Origin of the sequence: Pseudomonas quasicaspiana (genome assembly GCF_021147825.1) — a bacterium.
In the GTDB taxonomy this organism is placed as follows: Bacteria; Pseudomonadota; Gammaproteobacteria; order Pseudomonadales; family Pseudomonadaceae; genus Aquipseudomonas; species Aquipseudomonas quasicaspiana.
In genome coordinates this window covers 58,472-73,068 of record NZ_JAGTPI010000019.1, presented here as the reverse complement: position 1 = coordinate 73,068, position 14,597 = coordinate 58,472, and the positions used below count along the sequence as shown (strand labels likewise).

The window sequence follows — 14,597 nt, the reverse complement described above, 5'->3', positions numbered from 1 at the left end:
TAGACTTGATCGATTGAAGTGTCGATACTCTTGTCGTACGAGCGTCCTGTCTCGCTCGCCTCGCGGAGCCCACCCCCTTGTCACGCGCCTCTGGCTTTTCGCTGCACACCTTGCCCAAACCCATTCAATGGGCAGCCCTGATTCTGGTCGCAGGGGCTGCCGGCCAACTCCTCAAATACTGGCAAATGCCCGCCGCATTGTTTCTCGGCCCTATGCTGACCGCCATCGGCTTTGGGGTGATGGGCGCGAATATTCGCTTGCACAAAAATCTGTTTCGCCTAAGCCAGGGCACGGTCGGCGTACTGATTGCCCACTCGATGACCATGGCGGTTCTGATAACAGCCCTGCATTCCTGGCACGTCATGCTGTTTGCCACGGCACTCACGGTCATTCTCAGCGCTGGCGTCGGTTTATGCCTGGTGCGCTACGCCGGGATCGCGGGCAGCACCGCCGCCTGGGGCACGTCACCGGGTGCCGCATCGGCGATGGTTGCCATGTCGGAAGATTACGGCGCCGACTCGCGGGTCGTCGCCACCATGCAGTACGTGCGGGTAGTCTGCGTCGTGATGGTCGGTGCGGTGGTCAGTCGGCTGATCGGCGTGGAAGGCGGCGGCACTGAAGTCCATAGCGCAGACATCGAGCTGGAAGGCATGAACTTGCTGAACTTCGCCTTGAGTCTTGCGGTGATCGGAGTCGGCATCATCGTCGCCGGTAAAATCCCTGCGGGTGCCTTGATGGGGCCACTGCTGATCGGTGGCGCTCTGCAGTTGAGCGGTCTCCTGCAAATCACCCTGCCCTCGTGGATGCTGACGCTGGCCTATGGCGCAATGGGCAGTTACGTTGGCCTGCGCTTCGACCGCCCCACCATCAAGTACGTCTGGCGTCGCATGCCGGCAATGATTCTTGGCTCAATGCTGCTGATCGTACTCTGCGCACTGTCAGCCTGGTTGATTGCGGTCATGCTGGACAAGGATTATCTCTCGGTTTATCTGGCCACCAGCCCCGGCGGTCTGGATGCCATGGCGATCATCGCCATCGACACCCAGTCAGACGTCGGCTTTGTGCTGGCCATGCAGACCTTGCGCCTGATCGGCGTGATCCTTACGGGCGCGTTCTTCGCCCGGCAAATCATACGACTGACCGACAAGAGCGCGACTTCTCACTGAGTGTCTGTAATCCATTGAATCTATCGCGCTGGTCCCTCTCAAACAGCTAATCACTGCGTCTTTGAGAGGACCACCGTGAGCACAATCAAAATCGCCACTTTCAACATCAACGGCATTCGCAGCCGCCTGCCGATCCTGCTGGACTGGTTGCGCCGCGAAAGTCCGGACGTGGTTTGCCTGCAAGAATTGAAAGCTGCCGATCTGGCCTTCCCCATCGACGAAATTCGTGACGCAGGCTACGGCGCCATCTGGCAGGGACAGCCTTCGTGGAATGGCGTGGCGATCCTGGCCAAGGGCATGGAGCCGCTGGAAATCCGCCGCGGCCTGCCCGGCTTTGAAAAGGACAGCCAGAGCCGCTACATCGAAGCGGCGGCGCATGGGGTGATCGTCGGCTGCCTGTACTTGCCCAATGGCAATCCTCAGCCGGGACCAAAATTCGATTACAAACTGGCGTGGTTCGAAAAGCTTATCGAGCATGCCGAGTCGCTTTATTCGAGTGGGCATCCGGTGGTGCTGGCAGGCGATTACAACGTCGTGCCAACGGACGAGGATATTTACAACACGCGGTCATGGCTCAAGGATGCATTGCTGCAGCCGGAGAGTCGCGAATGCTTTCAGCGCCTGCTGGCCCAGGGCTGGACCGATGCCCTGCGTACGTGCTTTCCGGACGAGCCGATTTATACGTTCTGGGATTATTTTCGCAAGCACTGGGAGACCAATTCCGGACTGCGGATCGATCATCTGCTGCTTAACGCAGAAACCAGCACCCGACTGGAGCGCGCCGGTGTGGATCACTGGCCGAGGAACGAGCCGCATCCCAGCGACCATGCACCGACGTGGGTTGAGCTGGAGATGGGGGAGTGAAACCCCGAACGTAATAAATGCACGCCCTGTGAAATGCAATTCCCCTGAGGGAGCCGGGCTTGGTCTGAGCCGCATCCGGACGATGCATGAGACGCGGATTGAAGACATACCGCGTTATCGTTTATCGCGGGCAAGCCCTGCTCCAACAAGGATATCTCCAGCCGCCGGTTTTTGTGTCTTAGATAGCGAGCCCTCAATAAAACCCATCGCAATACCGAGGCACCGGCGTAACGAAAAGCAGTCGAGAAATGCAATTCCCCCTGTGGGAGCCGGGCTTGCCCGCGATGCATGAGACGCAGCTGGAAGACATAGCGCGTTATCGTTTATCGTCCGGATGCGGCCCAGACCAAGCCCGGCTATCTCCAGCCACCACAATTTTTCAAGCTCATGCAGGACTGGAGGGACCGACCGGGGTGGCGCTCTACTTCATCCCCAAGGCAGTATTTCAGTCGATACAAAGGCTGCGGATGCGCCGGCCTCTTCGCGAATGAATTCGCTCCCACAGAGAATTGAGCTTGCAGGCCAACATAGGATCTCCCACAGGGAATCATTGCATTCCACAAGACCGCATTGACTCACCCCATCCCCGCCAACGCACTCGCCAGACTTGGCGCTAGCGGCAATACCGGTAACAACGTCGCTTGATACGCGTGATACAGATCAGGCTTGCCACCCCAGATATCCGCGCTGGGCTGGTTGAGCGGGTCAAGCTCGTGATGCCAACTGCCCAGTTCGTGATCGATGAACAACGTTTCGTTGAACTCCCAGAAGCATCGATACCAGTCTTCGTACTGCTTTTCATCCGTGCGCTGCAGCAATGCGGCAGCAGCAGCGGCGGCCTCGCAATGGACCCAGTGCAGCCGATGACGAACCACCGGCTGCTTCTGCCAATCGAGGGTGTAGACAATGCCCGGCAGGTCGTCGACATTCCAGGCATCACGGCACGCATTGGCAAACAGCTGACGTGCATCCGCCAGCAGCCACGACGGGGTCGGCAATTTCAAACGCTGACGCGACGCCTCCAGATGCAACAACAGCCGAGCCCACTCAAAGGCGTGCCCCGGCGTGGTGCCATAGGGGCGGAAGCCATCGGCGCGATTGTCGTGGTTGTACTCCGGCAGAGGCTGCCACGACAGGCTGAAGTGCTCGATCACCTGATATTCATTGGCAGCCGCATGACCGTGAATCACCCGCTCGACAATCCGCAGCGCGCGATCCAGCCACTGGGCATCGCCGGTCACATCGGCCAGGGCAAGAAAAGCCTCGGTGCTGTGCATGTTGCTGTTGGCACCCCGATAGGTTTCCTCTTGCGTCCAGTCACGAGCGAAGGACTCTCGCATCGCGCCCTCCTCCTCGCTCCAGAAACGGCGCTGGATCACCTCGATCGCCTCCGACAACAGCGCCTGCGCACCCGGCCGCCCCGCGACGACAGCCGAGCTGGCCGCCAATGCGACGAAGGCATGCAAGTAAGCCTGTTTGTCGGTTTTGCTGTGGTGAGTCAGGGGCGTACTGAACCAGCCGCCATGTTCCGCATCCCGCAGCGGCCCTGCCAGTGACGCAATGCCGTGGTCCACCAATGCTGCGCAGCCGGGTATGCCACGGATGTGGGCCATGGCGAAGCTGTGGGTCATGCGGGCGGTGTTCATGGTTTCGGCGTGAGCGTTTTCGGGCAGGACGCCACGCTCATCAAGATTGCCGAACCCCTGGGGGAGCCGTGAGGCCTTGGCGAAGGTCAGGAGCCGATTGCCTTCCCGGGCCAGCCACTCATGGTGACCGGACGCACGAAGCCAACTGCTGAAAAGATTGTTCTTATTGTCCATGAAGCTGTCTCGCCTCTGTCATTGAGCAGAGGCGAATCATGCCCGGCAGGACCCGCAAGGAGCAAGCGCCAGACAAGACAGCAGCGAATCAGACCTTGAAGCGAGCCACCACCTGATTCAGGTCACCCGCCAGGCGCGACAGCTCATTGCTTGAGGCACTGATCTGGTTGGCGCCCTGGGTCGACTGCATGGACAGGTCGCGGATGTTGACGATGTTGCGATCCACTTCCCGGGCAACTTGCGCCTGCTCTTCGGCTGCACTGGCGATGACCAGGTTGCGTTCCGAAATCTGGTTGATGGATGAGGTGATATCCGTCAGCGATGCGCCGGCACCTTGAGCCAGAGTCAGGGTTTCGTTGGCGCGTTCGCTGCTGGTCAGCATGGATTCCAGTGCCTGGGCAGAGCCGCTGCGCATGGCACTGACCATCTTGTCGATTTCCAGGGTCGACTGCTGGGTGCGATGGGCCAGTGCCCGGACTTCATCAGCTACAACGGCGAAACCACGGCCGGACTCGCCCGCCCGCGCTGCTTCAATCGCTGCGTTGAGGGCCAACAGGTTGGTCTGCTCGGCAATGGAGCGAATCACGTCCAGCACCTTGCCAATATCCTGCGACTGATCAGCCAGGCTCTGTACCAGCGTCGAAGTCGCCTGGACGTTATCGGTCAGGGTCTGGATTGACTGCACGGTTTCCACGACGCGCGCCTGACCCGCCAAAGCCGAACGACTGGAGTTGTTCGATGCATCGGAGGTGGACACAGCGTTGCGCGCGACTTCTTCAACGGCCGACGTCATCTCGTTGATAGCGGTAGCCGCTTGATCGATTTCAGCGTTCTGCTGGTGCAGGCCGCGGTAGCTGTCTTCGGTCACCGAGTTCAGCTCGGTAGCAGCCGAAGCAAGCTGTGTCGCGGAGCTGCCGATGTGCTGCATTGCCGAGCGCAAATTGCCCTGCATTTTGTCCAGCGCCACCAGCAAACGGGTCACTTCATCACTGCCGTCCACCGTGATGCGTTGGGTCAGATCACCATTGGCCACGTTTTCCGCCGCTGTAACGGCAACCTCTAGCGGACGCACGATGCTGCGGGTCAGCAGCAAGGCCAAGGCAATAGTGCCCAGGCCAGCAATAACCACGAAAATGAATACGATGTTGCGTGACTTGTCGTACTGCGCCTCAGCGGCCTTGCCTTCCGCATCGACATGCTGCGCATAGAACTCGCTGAGATCAGCCAGCTGCTTACCGGAACCGTCGACGATTGTCTTCATGTCCACCAACAACAATTTGTTCAGCGCATCGCGATCATTCTGCGCTGCGATCACAAACGATTTATCGAGGGCTTTCTGATACTCACCCAGGGTCACCCGAAACTGATCGCTAAGTACTTTTTCCTCCGGGGTGTCCACAAACGAGGCAAAAATATCGAGTTTCTTGCTCAGGTCCTGATTACGCACATCGAGCTGACTGCGGTAGGTGGCGATATTCTTGGGATCCGGGTCCAGCGCCATACGCAGGGAAATAGTGCGGATACGCAGCATGATTTCACGAACGTCGTTGATCACGCGCATGCTCGGCAGCCAGTTGGTTTCAACCGCAACCTCACTCTGGCGAATCGCCGACATTTGAACCATGGCAAACCAGCCGAGCAAGGCGACCAGCAAAGAGATAAGCGTGAAGCCAAGACCGGCTCGGCGGGCGATGGTCAAATTGCGTAGGTTCATGACGGAAGCTCTTGTTGTTGGCAGGAGGGTCAAGCTGGACAGCAGAATGTTGTAGGACAACCCAAATATCGACCGACGAGCGGCCTTCTTGAACGAAAAACCGCCTGCCCCGGCAATTAATTCCGAATATTTCTCAAACAGATCGTCCGTGAACAGACGAATGCTCTGTGCAAACCGCCAATAACTTTGTCTAGACCTTAGGAGTTACCCAAAAGCACGCCAGGCTTTCTGAGCGTTTGAACGGAGAACACATCATGCATCTGGAAGGTTCATGCCACTGTGGCGAAGTCGAATTCAGCCTCAACAGCGCCCATCCCTACCCTTATCAACGCTGCTATTGCTCAATCTGCCGCAAGACCCAAGGTGGTGGCGGCTACTCGATCAATCTGGGGGGCGATGCGAAAAGTTTGAAGGTCAAAGGCCGGGAAAATATTTCGATTTATCACGCAAAAATCCGCGAAGACCATCACGTCAGGATCAGCAGCGCCGAGCGGCACTTCTGCAAATTGTGCAGCAGCGGCCTGTGGCTGTTCAGCCCGGAATGGCCGGAGCTGATTCACCCCTTTGCGTCAGCCATCGACACCGCTCTGCCATCGCCGCCAGAGCATACTCACCTGCTGCTGGACTCCAAAGCGTCTTGGGTCGAGGTGTGCGTGCATGAAGGCGACAAGCAATTCGATGAGTACCCGAAAGAGTCTATTGCCGAATGGCATGAGCGGCTGGGACTGGTGCGCTAAGCCCAGCCACGCAAAACCCTAAACCTGCTCCAGGATTTTGATCGGTTTCAGGTCGGGATCACGGAAGTAGACCGAACGAATCGGCACCATGGCACCGGTGCGCATTTCATGCAGGAGCAGCCCGCTCCTCCAGACGCCGCACTGTCCCGCAGAATCTGTAGGAGCTGCCGAAGGCTGCGATCGCGGTGTGTCAGGAGCAATGCTTCGCAGCCTTCGGCAGCTCCTACAGACAAGTAGTCCAAATCACATAGTTGTCGTTTGTTTGATGAAAGTGAGCTTGCTCGCGATTCGATTTCCTGGTCGACAAATTTATCGCATGAAGTGACGCTATCGCGAGCCAACGGAAGCTGGCAGCCGACGGAACGCTCGTGGCAAAGTGCGGGTCATCTGGTAATCCCACGCTGAAGAGAACCCCCGATCTTGGCCAAGCACCGAATCGTATGCCTGCTCCCCGCCCTATTTGCACTCCAGGCCTGCACCTCAGTGGCTGGCAATGATCATCCATCGCAAAGCTTCGCCGACTATCGTCAGCAGACGCTGCAATGGATACAGCAACACAGAAACTTCCAGACTGCGGACCGTGCCGCCGAGCTGCAATGGAACGCTCCGCAGGAATGGCGACCGACAGGCGCACCCAAAGGCGGCGTGTTGCTGGTTCATGGTCTGGGTGACTCGCCGTGGTCGTTCCATGACGTCGGCGCAAAGCTCGCTGCCCGTGGGTTTCTGGTGCGTACCGTGCTGTTGCCCGGTCACGGCACGCAGCCGTCCGACATGCTCGATGTCACACTGGAGCAGTGGCAAAAGGTGGTTCGGGAACAGGCGCAGACGCTTGGCCGTGAAGTGCCCAAGGTGTATCTCGGCGGCTTTTCCACGGGGGCCAATCTGGTGCTGGATTACGCCTACGATCACGACGAAATCGCCGGGCTGGTGCTGTTCTCTCCAGCGTTTCGCTCCGACAGCGCCTACGCGTGGGCGACGCAGTGGATTGCTTGGGCGCGACCGTGGCTGGCGAGCCCAAACGACCCGTTGCGCCCGCTGCAGACACCCGTGCGCTACCTGAATGTGCCCACCAATGGCTTTGCGCAGTTCTATCGCAGCAGCGTGCTGGCGCAAGATCGACTTGAAGAACGTCGCTACGACAAGCCCGTTTTCATTGCAATTACCCAACATGATTCGGTGCTGGATACTCGCTACGTGCTGGACAATTTCAATCAGCGTTTCAGCAACCCGGCGAGTCGCATGATCTGGTACGGCGACAGCCCGACCGACGTCGCGAAAACGTCCCGGGTGCTGGTGCGCAAGGATTACCTGCCTGAATACCGAATCAGCCAGTTCTCCCACATGGGCCTGCTGTTCTCCCCGGACAACCCGCTGTACGGGGTAAATGGCAAGCAGCGCATTTGCTGGAACGGTCAGGAAACTGCGGACATGCAGAAATGCCTGGCCGGTGATCAGGTGTGGTATTCGGACTGGGGCTACCGCGAGCCAGGCAAAGTGCATGCGCGGCTTACCTTTAATCCTTGGTTCGACTGGCAGTCAGGGGTGATGCTGCAGGTACTGGGGGATGCGGAGGCGGGTTCTGAATGACAGGGGACCCGGCCCTTGTAGGAGCTGCCGAAGGCTGCGAAGCATTCATCCTGACACAACGCCATCGCAGCCTTCGGCAGCTCCTACAGTTCCTTGCCATTTGAAACAATCACAGCGCTCAATCCAGCGGCGCGAAGCGTTCGCGGCTGTTACTCAGGTGCGTCCACATCGCTGCACGGGCTGCATCCGGGTCCTGGCGGCGGATTGCAGCAAGCAGGGCCTCGTGTTCCAGATTGGCCAGATACCCATGATGAGCGAGGTTGGCGCCTGCCCTTTCGCTTGAGGCAATGCGACTGCGGGGAATGATCGCGCTGCCCAAGTGCTGCATGATCTCGGTGTAATACGAGTTGCCGGTGGCTTCAGCGATCAGCATGTGAAAACGCCAGTCGGCCTCTACGCAACTGTCTTCGTTGGCCAACAGGTCCTGATAGTCATCCAGGGCCTGGCGCATCGCGGCCAATTGTTCGTCAGTCCGGCGCAGTGCTGCAAGCGCCACGGCCTGGGTTTCCAGACCGATGCGCAGCTCGATCATGTCTCGCACACTGGCAGCGGTTTCAACTTTCAGATGCAGCCCTGTCTGATTACCCCGCTCCAGCACGAATGTGCCGACGCCGTGGTGGGTTTCCACCAGACCGGAAGCCTGCAATTTGGAGATGGCCTCGCGAACCACCGTGCGGCTCACGCCATGTTCACGGACGATCTGATTTTCCGAAGGCAGCTTTTGCCCTGCCGGGATCTTGCCCAACAAAATCCGCTGACTCAGCTCGGTCACCAGATCCGTCGCCAGATTGTGAGGTCGACGCTTGGGTGCCTGACGCGTGGGCTGCTGCATGAAGACCTGTCCTGAACGCCAATTTTGCCGGGATCATAGCACCGCCCACACATAACTTGTCATACAAGCAAACTCGTTCACACTCATTTTACTTGTATGACAACACGTCGAGACCCGCACTACTCACTCGCCCGTCGAAACGCCGTGGCTCAAGGCCCGCCAAGGTTTTAAGAAAAATTCACCGAAAACATAATTCGGTAAAAAGATTGCCCACAAAATCTATAAATAATTGATTTAAAACAATAAATCTAGAATATCAGCACTTGTTCAATCTATTCAAAACCGCTGAAGCGCTGAATCCACTTTGCAAAAAATTCTGCAAAAACCGCCAATAACCCTCTTGCGTGGCAAAGATCTACTTGTATGATGTCCATCAACACAAGCCATCAGCTTGTACAGACCCGCATAAAAATAACGAGTGGGAGATTCATCCTTGAACGCATCCAGTACCCGGACGGGTGATGGGGCCGATTCGACTTTGGTTTCAGCTGTATCCAAGGTCAAACGCCACATCCTGCCACTGTTCGTCATCATGTTTATCGTCAACTACATTGACCGCGTGAACATCGGCTTTGTGCGATCGCACATGGAGCATGACCTGGGCATCGGCGCAGCCGCCTATGGCTTTGGTGCCGGCCTGTTCTTCATCGGTTACGCGCTGTTCGAAGTCCCTTCCAACATGCTTCTGCAAAAGGTCGGTGCGCGCATCTGGCTGACACGGATCATGTTCACCTGGGGCATCGTCGCCACCTGCATGGCCTTCATCCAGAACGAAACCCACTTTTATATCCTGCGCTTCCTGCTGGGTGTCGCCGAAGCCGGCTTCTTCCCTGGCGTGATCTATTACTTCACCCGCTGGCTGCCAGGTGTAGAGCGCGGTAAAGCCATTGCGATCTTCCTCAGCGGCTCGGCCATTGCCTCGCTGATTTCCGGTCCGCTCTCTGGCTTGCTCCTGCAAATCAGCGGCTTCGGCATGAAAGGCTGGCAGTGGATGTACTTCATTGAGGGCATGTTCTCGGTAGGCCTGTGTGCTTTCGTGTGGTTCTGGCTCGACTCCAAACCCCATGACGCCAAATGGCTGACCCGCGAAGAACAGGACGCACTGGTCAACGCGATTGATGAAGAGCAACGCGCTCGTGAAGCCGCCAACCCCGTCAAAGCTTCAATCGGCAAGCTGCTCAAGGATCGCCAGATCATCCTGTTCTGCCTGATCTACTTCTTCATCCAGTTGACGATCTATGCTGCGACCTTCTGGCTGCCAAGCATCATCAAAAAGATGGGCGATCTCAGTGATATGCAGGTCGGGCTGTTCAACTCCATCCCGTGGTTATTATCGATCGTCGGTATGTACGCTTTCGCGGCCATGTCTGCCAAGTGGAAGCGGCAACAGGCCTGGGTAGCCGCAGCGCTGTTGATCGCAGCGGCCGGGATGTTTATGTCCACGACAGGCAGTCCGATCTTTGCTTTCGTAGCGATCTGCTTCGCTGCACTAGGCTTCAAGTCGGCATCGTCGCTGTTCTGGCCCATTCCCCAGGCTTATCTGGACGCCCGTATCGCGGCGGCAGTGATTGCCTTGATCAACTCGGTCGGCAACCTCGGCGGCTTCGTCGCGCCGACCACGTTTGGCTTGTTGGAGCAACACACCGGCTCGATCCAGGGCGGCCTGTATGGTTTGACGGCCACCTCGATTATTGCCGCCATCATCGTTTTCGCTGCACGCAACACGCCGAAGCCCGGCAAGAGTCCGGTAGAGCCGCTGCCCACCACTGCTGCCCACTCTTGATCGCCCGCTACGATTATTAAAAGGACCTGAAACAATGAGTCAGAACCTGAGCAAAGCCCCTGTTATCACCAGCATGCAGGTCGTCCCGGTCGCCGGTCACGATGACATGCTGCTCAACCTCAGCGGCGCCCATGGCCCCTACTTCACCCGCAACATCGTGATCCTCCAGGACAATGCCGGGCACACCGGCGTGGGTGAAGTACCAGGCGGCGAACGCATTCGCCAGACGCTGGAAGATGCGCGGCAACTGGTGGTGGGCAGCTCGATTGGTACCTATCAGAAAATCCTGAATGACGTGCGCAAGACCTTCGCCGAACGAGATGCCGGTGGGCGCGGCTTACAGACCTTCGACTTGCGCATCACCATTCACGCCGTGACCGCCCTTGAAGCAGCGCTGCTGGACTTGCTCGGTCAGCACCTGGACGTACCGGTCGCAGCCCTGCTCGGTGAAGGGCAGCAGCGCGATGAAGTGAAAATGCTCGGTTACCTGTTCTATGTCGGTGACCAAGGCAAAACCAATCTGGATTACCGCAAGGAGCCGGATGCCGACAACGACTGGTTTCGCGTGCGCCATGAAGAAGCACTGACCCCTGAAGCGGTTGTCCGTCTGGCCGAGGCGGCGCAGGCACGTTATGGCTTCCAGGATTTCAAACTGAAAGGCGGCGTGCTCAGCGGCGATGCGGAAATCGAGGCGGTTACTGCCCTCGCCGAACGTTTTCCGGATGCCCGGATCACCCTCGACCCGAATGGCGCATGGTCACTGAAAGAAGCGATTCGTCTGTGCCGCGATCAGCACCATGTGCTGGCCTACGCCGAAGACCCCTGCGGTGCGGAAAACGGCTTCTCCGGTCGCGAAGTCATGGCTGAGTTCCGTCGTGCTACTGGCCTGAAAACCGCCACCAACATGATCGCCACCGACTGGCGTGAAATGGGCCATGCGATTCAGTTGCAGTCGGTGGACATTCCACTCGCCGACCCTCACTTCTGGACCATGCAGGGTTCGGTGCGGGTGGCGCAAATGTGCAACGAATGGGGCCTGACCTGGGGCTCGCACTCGAACAACCACTTCGACATTTCCCTGGCGATGTTTACCCACGTGGCTGCCGCCGCACCAGGGGATATCACCGCCATCGACACTCACTGGATCTGGCAGGACGGCCAGCGCCTGACCCGCGAACCGCTTCAGATTGTGGGTGGCGCCGTGCAAGTGCCGAAGAAACCTGGGCTGGGCGTCGAGCTGGACATGGATCAAGTGCACAAGGCTCACGAACTGTACAAAGGCATGGGCCTGGGTGCCCGTGACGACGGCGTCGCCATGCAATTCCTGGTGCCGGACTGGAAATTCAACAACAAGCAGCCGTGTCTGGTGCGGTGAATTCCGTCTCGACGTGAATGAACGCTGTCCCTGGAGGAGCTGCCGAAGGCTGCGAACATCGGTATTCCTGCCAGGCCGCCATCGCAGCCTTCGGCAGCTCCTACAGAAGAACGTAAATCCTTGCCAAGCTGGCATACGACGCGCAACCCCCTTGCGCGTCGTTTTTTATTCCGCCACAAAAGCCCGTGCTAATGTTCGTGAATCATCCGTCATGAAGTTCGACTTATGTCCCATATCGCTCATACCCATCCACGTTTGAGCATCGCCACTGCGCTAGGTCTCGCCAGCGGACTTGCCGCAGCAATCATCACTCCGCAGATATCCATCACCAGCAAGTGCCTGATTGCCTGGAACGTTGCCGTCTGGGTGTATCTGGTGTTGATCCTGATCCGAACGTTTCGCACCAATGCGGCTGACGCAGAACGTATCTCCATGGTCGAGGATGAAAACGCCGGACTGGTACTGGTCACCGTGTGCGTCGCCGCACTGGCCAGCCTCGCGGCAATCACGCTGGAACTGGCTGGCAGCAAGGCGATGACCACGGATGACCGGGCGCTTCACTACGCCTTCACCGCCCTGACAGTGGTCGGCTCGTGGCTGGTCACCGGGGTGATTTTCAGCCTGCATTACGCCCGCCTGTTTTATACCTGGAAGGGTAAAGAACCGGCTCTGCGTTTCGCGGATGGCGAGAAGCACCCGGATTATTGGGACTTCCTGTACTTCTCCTTCACCCTCAGCGTGGCGGTGCAAACCTCGGATGTGGGCGTCGCGACGCCGGGTTTACGCAGGATCGTCCTGGCCCAGAGCCTGATCGGTTTCATTTTCAACACGGCGATCCTCGGCTTTTCAATCAATCTTGCCGCCGGGCTGTTTGGCTAAGCGGCCATCTGGCGCTACTGTTGCGGCACAACCCTGAAAACTGCAGCAAAAAAGGCGAGTTCGAGATGACGCATACAAAAATTGCAGTGCTGGATGACTGGCAATCCGTCGCCAGTGATGTCGTGGACTGGTCGGTCCTGAACAGCATCGGTGAAGTCAGCTTTCTTCATGAATACCCCGCCGATACCGCCACCATGGCGGCACGCTTGCAGGCTTTCACGGTGATTTGCGTGATGCGCGAGCGGACCACTTTCGACGAAGCCCTGCTCAGCCAATTGCCCAACCTCAAACTGCTGGTGACTGGCGGCATGCGCAACGCGGCGATTGACGTCAAAGCGGCCACCCGCCTTGGCATTCAGGTGTGCGGCACGGAAAGCTACAAGCACGCCGCACCGGAGCTCACCTGGGCGCTGATCATGGGCGTGACCCGCAATCTGGTGGACGAGGCCAATTCGTTGCGCAGCGGCCAGTGGCAGGTCGGCATTGGCAGTGATTTGCATGGCAAGACACTAGGTATTCTCGGGCTCGGCAGCATCGGCAAGTGGATCGCCCGCTATGGTCTGGCGTTTGGCATGAAAGTCATCGCCTGGAGTGAGAACCTCACGGCTGAAGTTGCTGCTGAATCCGGAGTGACGTATATCAGCAAGCAGGAGCTGTTCGAGCAGGCGGATATTCTGTCGATCCACCTGGTGCTCAGCGACCGCAGCCGTGGGCTGGTGGATGCTCAGGCGCTGGGCTGGATGAAGCCGACGTCTTACCTGATCAACACTTCGCGCGGGCCTATCGTCGACGAAGCCGCACTGATTGAAACCCTGCAACAGCGGCGCATCGCGGGTGCGGCACTGGATGTGTTTGCCATCGAACCGCTGCCTGCCGAGCATCCATTTCGTGTGCTGGATAACGTGCTCGCGACGCCCCATGTGGGTTATGTCACCGAAAACAATTATCGGATGTTCTACAGCCAGATGATTGAAGATATTCAGGCGTGGACTGCGGGTGCGCCGATTCGGGTGTTTGGTTAAGTTCCCGAGTTGGAACACAGCCCCTGTGGGAGCGAGGCTTGCCCGCGATACATGAGACGCATCCATAAGACACACCGCGTTATCGTTTATCGTCGGAATGCCGCCCAGACCAAGCACCGCTCCCACAAGGGTCTGCATCCACAGAGATATCATCAGAATTTCCAGGAGCAACACCATGAACCCAAACGCATTCGGTCTCGACAGCGTTCTGCTGGTCATCGACATGCAATACGACTTCATGCCCGGCGGCGCGCTGGCGGTGGCCGAGGGCGATGTGCTGGTGCCGTTGATCAACCGTCTCGGTAAGCAATTTCAAGGCGTGGTCATCACTCAGGACTGGCACCCGGCAGGGCATATCTCGTTTGCGTCCAGCCATTCAAGCCGCCTGCCATTCGAGACCACCACCCTGCCCTATGGCCCGCAAACCCTTTGGCCGGACCACTGCATTCAAGACAGCCATGGCGCACAACTGCATGCGGACCTGGACCTGCCCCACGCGCAATTGATTCTGCGCAAGGGCTGTAACCCGCACATCGACAGTTATTCGGCGTTCCTCGAAGCCGACCGCGTGACGCCCACCGGCCTGGCCAGCTACCTCAAGGAGCGAGGCGTCCAGAACGTATTTGTGGTGGGGCTGGCGCTGGACTTCTGCGTGGCATGGTCGGCACTGGATGCAAGAGCTGCCGGGTTCACTACGCTGGTCGTCGCCGACGCCTGTCGCGCCATCGACATGAATGGCTCGCTGGGCAAAGCCTGGCAAGACATGACGGCGGCAGGCGTGACACGCATCGAAAGCACTGAGCTGCTCAAATAACCGT

Annotated in this window: 12 protein-coding genes and 1 pseudogene; 9 read left to right on the top strand and 4 right to left on the bottom strand. The window is 58.3% G+C overall.

What is annotated here, in order from left to right; translation table 11 throughout:
• Positions 1-77 precede the first annotated feature (77 nt).
• Both KDX30_RS13780 and xth read left to right on the top strand, forming a co-directional pair.
• Positions 78-1,166, top strand: coding sequence for an AbrB family transcriptional regulator (locus KDX30_RS13780; protein WP_099269992.1), 1,089 nt, complete (start codon positions 78-80; stop codon positions 1,164-1,166).
• A 75-nt stretch (positions 1,167-1,241) separates the two neighbouring features.
• Positions 1,242-2,030, top strand: a complete 789-nt coding sequence (gene xth / locus KDX30_RS13775) for an exodeoxyribonuclease III (RefSeq protein WP_027900505.1) — start codon at positions 1,242-1,244, stop codon at positions 2,028-2,030.
• A gap of 575 nt (positions 2,031-2,605) precedes the next feature.
• Here xth and KDX30_RS13770 read toward each other — a convergent pair.
• The 3 genes and pseudogenes from KDX30_RS13770 to KDX30_RS29750 form a co-directional block, all read right to left on the bottom strand.
• Positions 2,606-3,850 carry a D-mannose isomerase gene (locus tag KDX30_RS13770; RefSeq protein ID WP_231676336.1) on the bottom strand — a complete coding sequence of 415 codons (1,245 nt, stop codon included), beginning with the start codon at positions 3,848-3,850 and terminating at the stop codon, positions 2,606-2,608.
• 88 nt (positions 3,851-3,938) lie between these two features.
• A complete protein-coding gene (locus KDX30_RS29755) occupies positions 3,939-4,778 on the bottom strand; it encodes a methyl-accepting chemotaxis protein (protein WP_406643871.1) in 840 nt (279 codons plus the stop codon).
• Between the two features lie 18 nt (positions 4,779-4,796).
• A pseudogene (locus KDX30_RS29750) lies at positions 4,797-5,564 on the bottom strand (MCP four helix bundle domain-containing protein); the annotation flags it as partial.
• Positions 5,565-5,818: 254 nt separating this feature from the next.
• Here KDX30_RS29750 and KDX30_RS13760 point away from each other — a divergent pair.
• Together KDX30_RS13760 and KDX30_RS13755 are read left to right on the top strand one after the other, a co-directional pair.
• Positions 5,819-6,301 (top strand): GFA family protein, encoded by a 483-nt coding sequence (locus KDX30_RS13760; protein WP_231676331.1) that lies wholly within the window; start codon positions 5,819-5,821, stop codon positions 6,299-6,301.
• 444 nt (positions 6,302-6,745) lie between these two features.
• On the top strand, positions 6,746-7,888 hold the full coding sequence (locus KDX30_RS13755) for an alpha/beta hydrolase (protein ID WP_406643870.1): 1,143 nt from the start codon (positions 6,746-6,748) through the stop codon (positions 7,886-7,888).
• 118 nt (positions 7,889-8,006) lie between these two features.
• Here KDX30_RS13755 and KDX30_RS13750 read toward each other — a convergent pair whose 3' ends face one another.
• Entirely contained in the window at positions 8,007-8,720 is a 714-nt protein-coding gene (locus tag KDX30_RS13750) for a FadR/GntR family transcriptional regulator (protein ID WP_099269997.1), read from the bottom strand.
• 433 nt (positions 8,721-9,153) lie between these two features.
• Here KDX30_RS13750 and KDX30_RS13745 point away from each other — a divergent pair, with 433 nt between their 5' ends.
• The 5 genes from KDX30_RS13745 to pncA all read left to right on the top strand — a co-directional run bounded on the left by KDX30_RS13745 (position 9,154) and on the right by pncA (position 14,593).
• Positions 9,154-10,503 (top strand): MFS transporter, encoded by a 1,350-nt coding sequence (locus KDX30_RS13745; protein WP_099269998.1) that lies wholly within the window; start codon positions 9,154-9,156, stop codon positions 10,501-10,503.
• Positions 10,504-10,537: 34 nt separating this feature from the next.
• Complete coding sequence (gene gudD, locus KDX30_RS13740) at positions 10,538-11,878, top strand: glucarate dehydratase (protein ID WP_049827029.1); 1,341 nt, start codon at positions 10,538-10,540, stop codon at positions 11,876-11,878.
• A 225-nt stretch (positions 11,879-12,103) separates the two neighbouring features.
• Positions 12,104-12,757, top strand: a complete 654-nt coding sequence (locus KDX30_RS13735) for a DUF1345 domain-containing protein (RefSeq protein ID WP_095098812.1) — start codon at positions 12,104-12,106, stop codon at positions 12,755-12,757.
• Between the two features lie 65 nt (positions 12,758-12,822).
• A complete protein-coding gene (locus KDX30_RS13730) occupies positions 12,823-13,779 on the top strand; it encodes a D-2-hydroxyacid dehydrogenase family protein (RefSeq protein WP_231676326.1) in 957 nt (318 codons plus the stop codon).
• 175 nt (positions 13,780-13,954) lie between these two features.
• Positions 13,955-14,593: a bifunctional nicotinamidase/pyrazinamidase gene (gene pncA, locus KDX30_RS13725; RefSeq protein ID WP_231676323.1), complete on the top strand. Its 639-nt coding sequence runs from the start codon at positions 13,955-13,957 to the stop codon at positions 14,591-14,593.
• Positions 14,594-14,597: the final 4 nt, after the last annotated feature.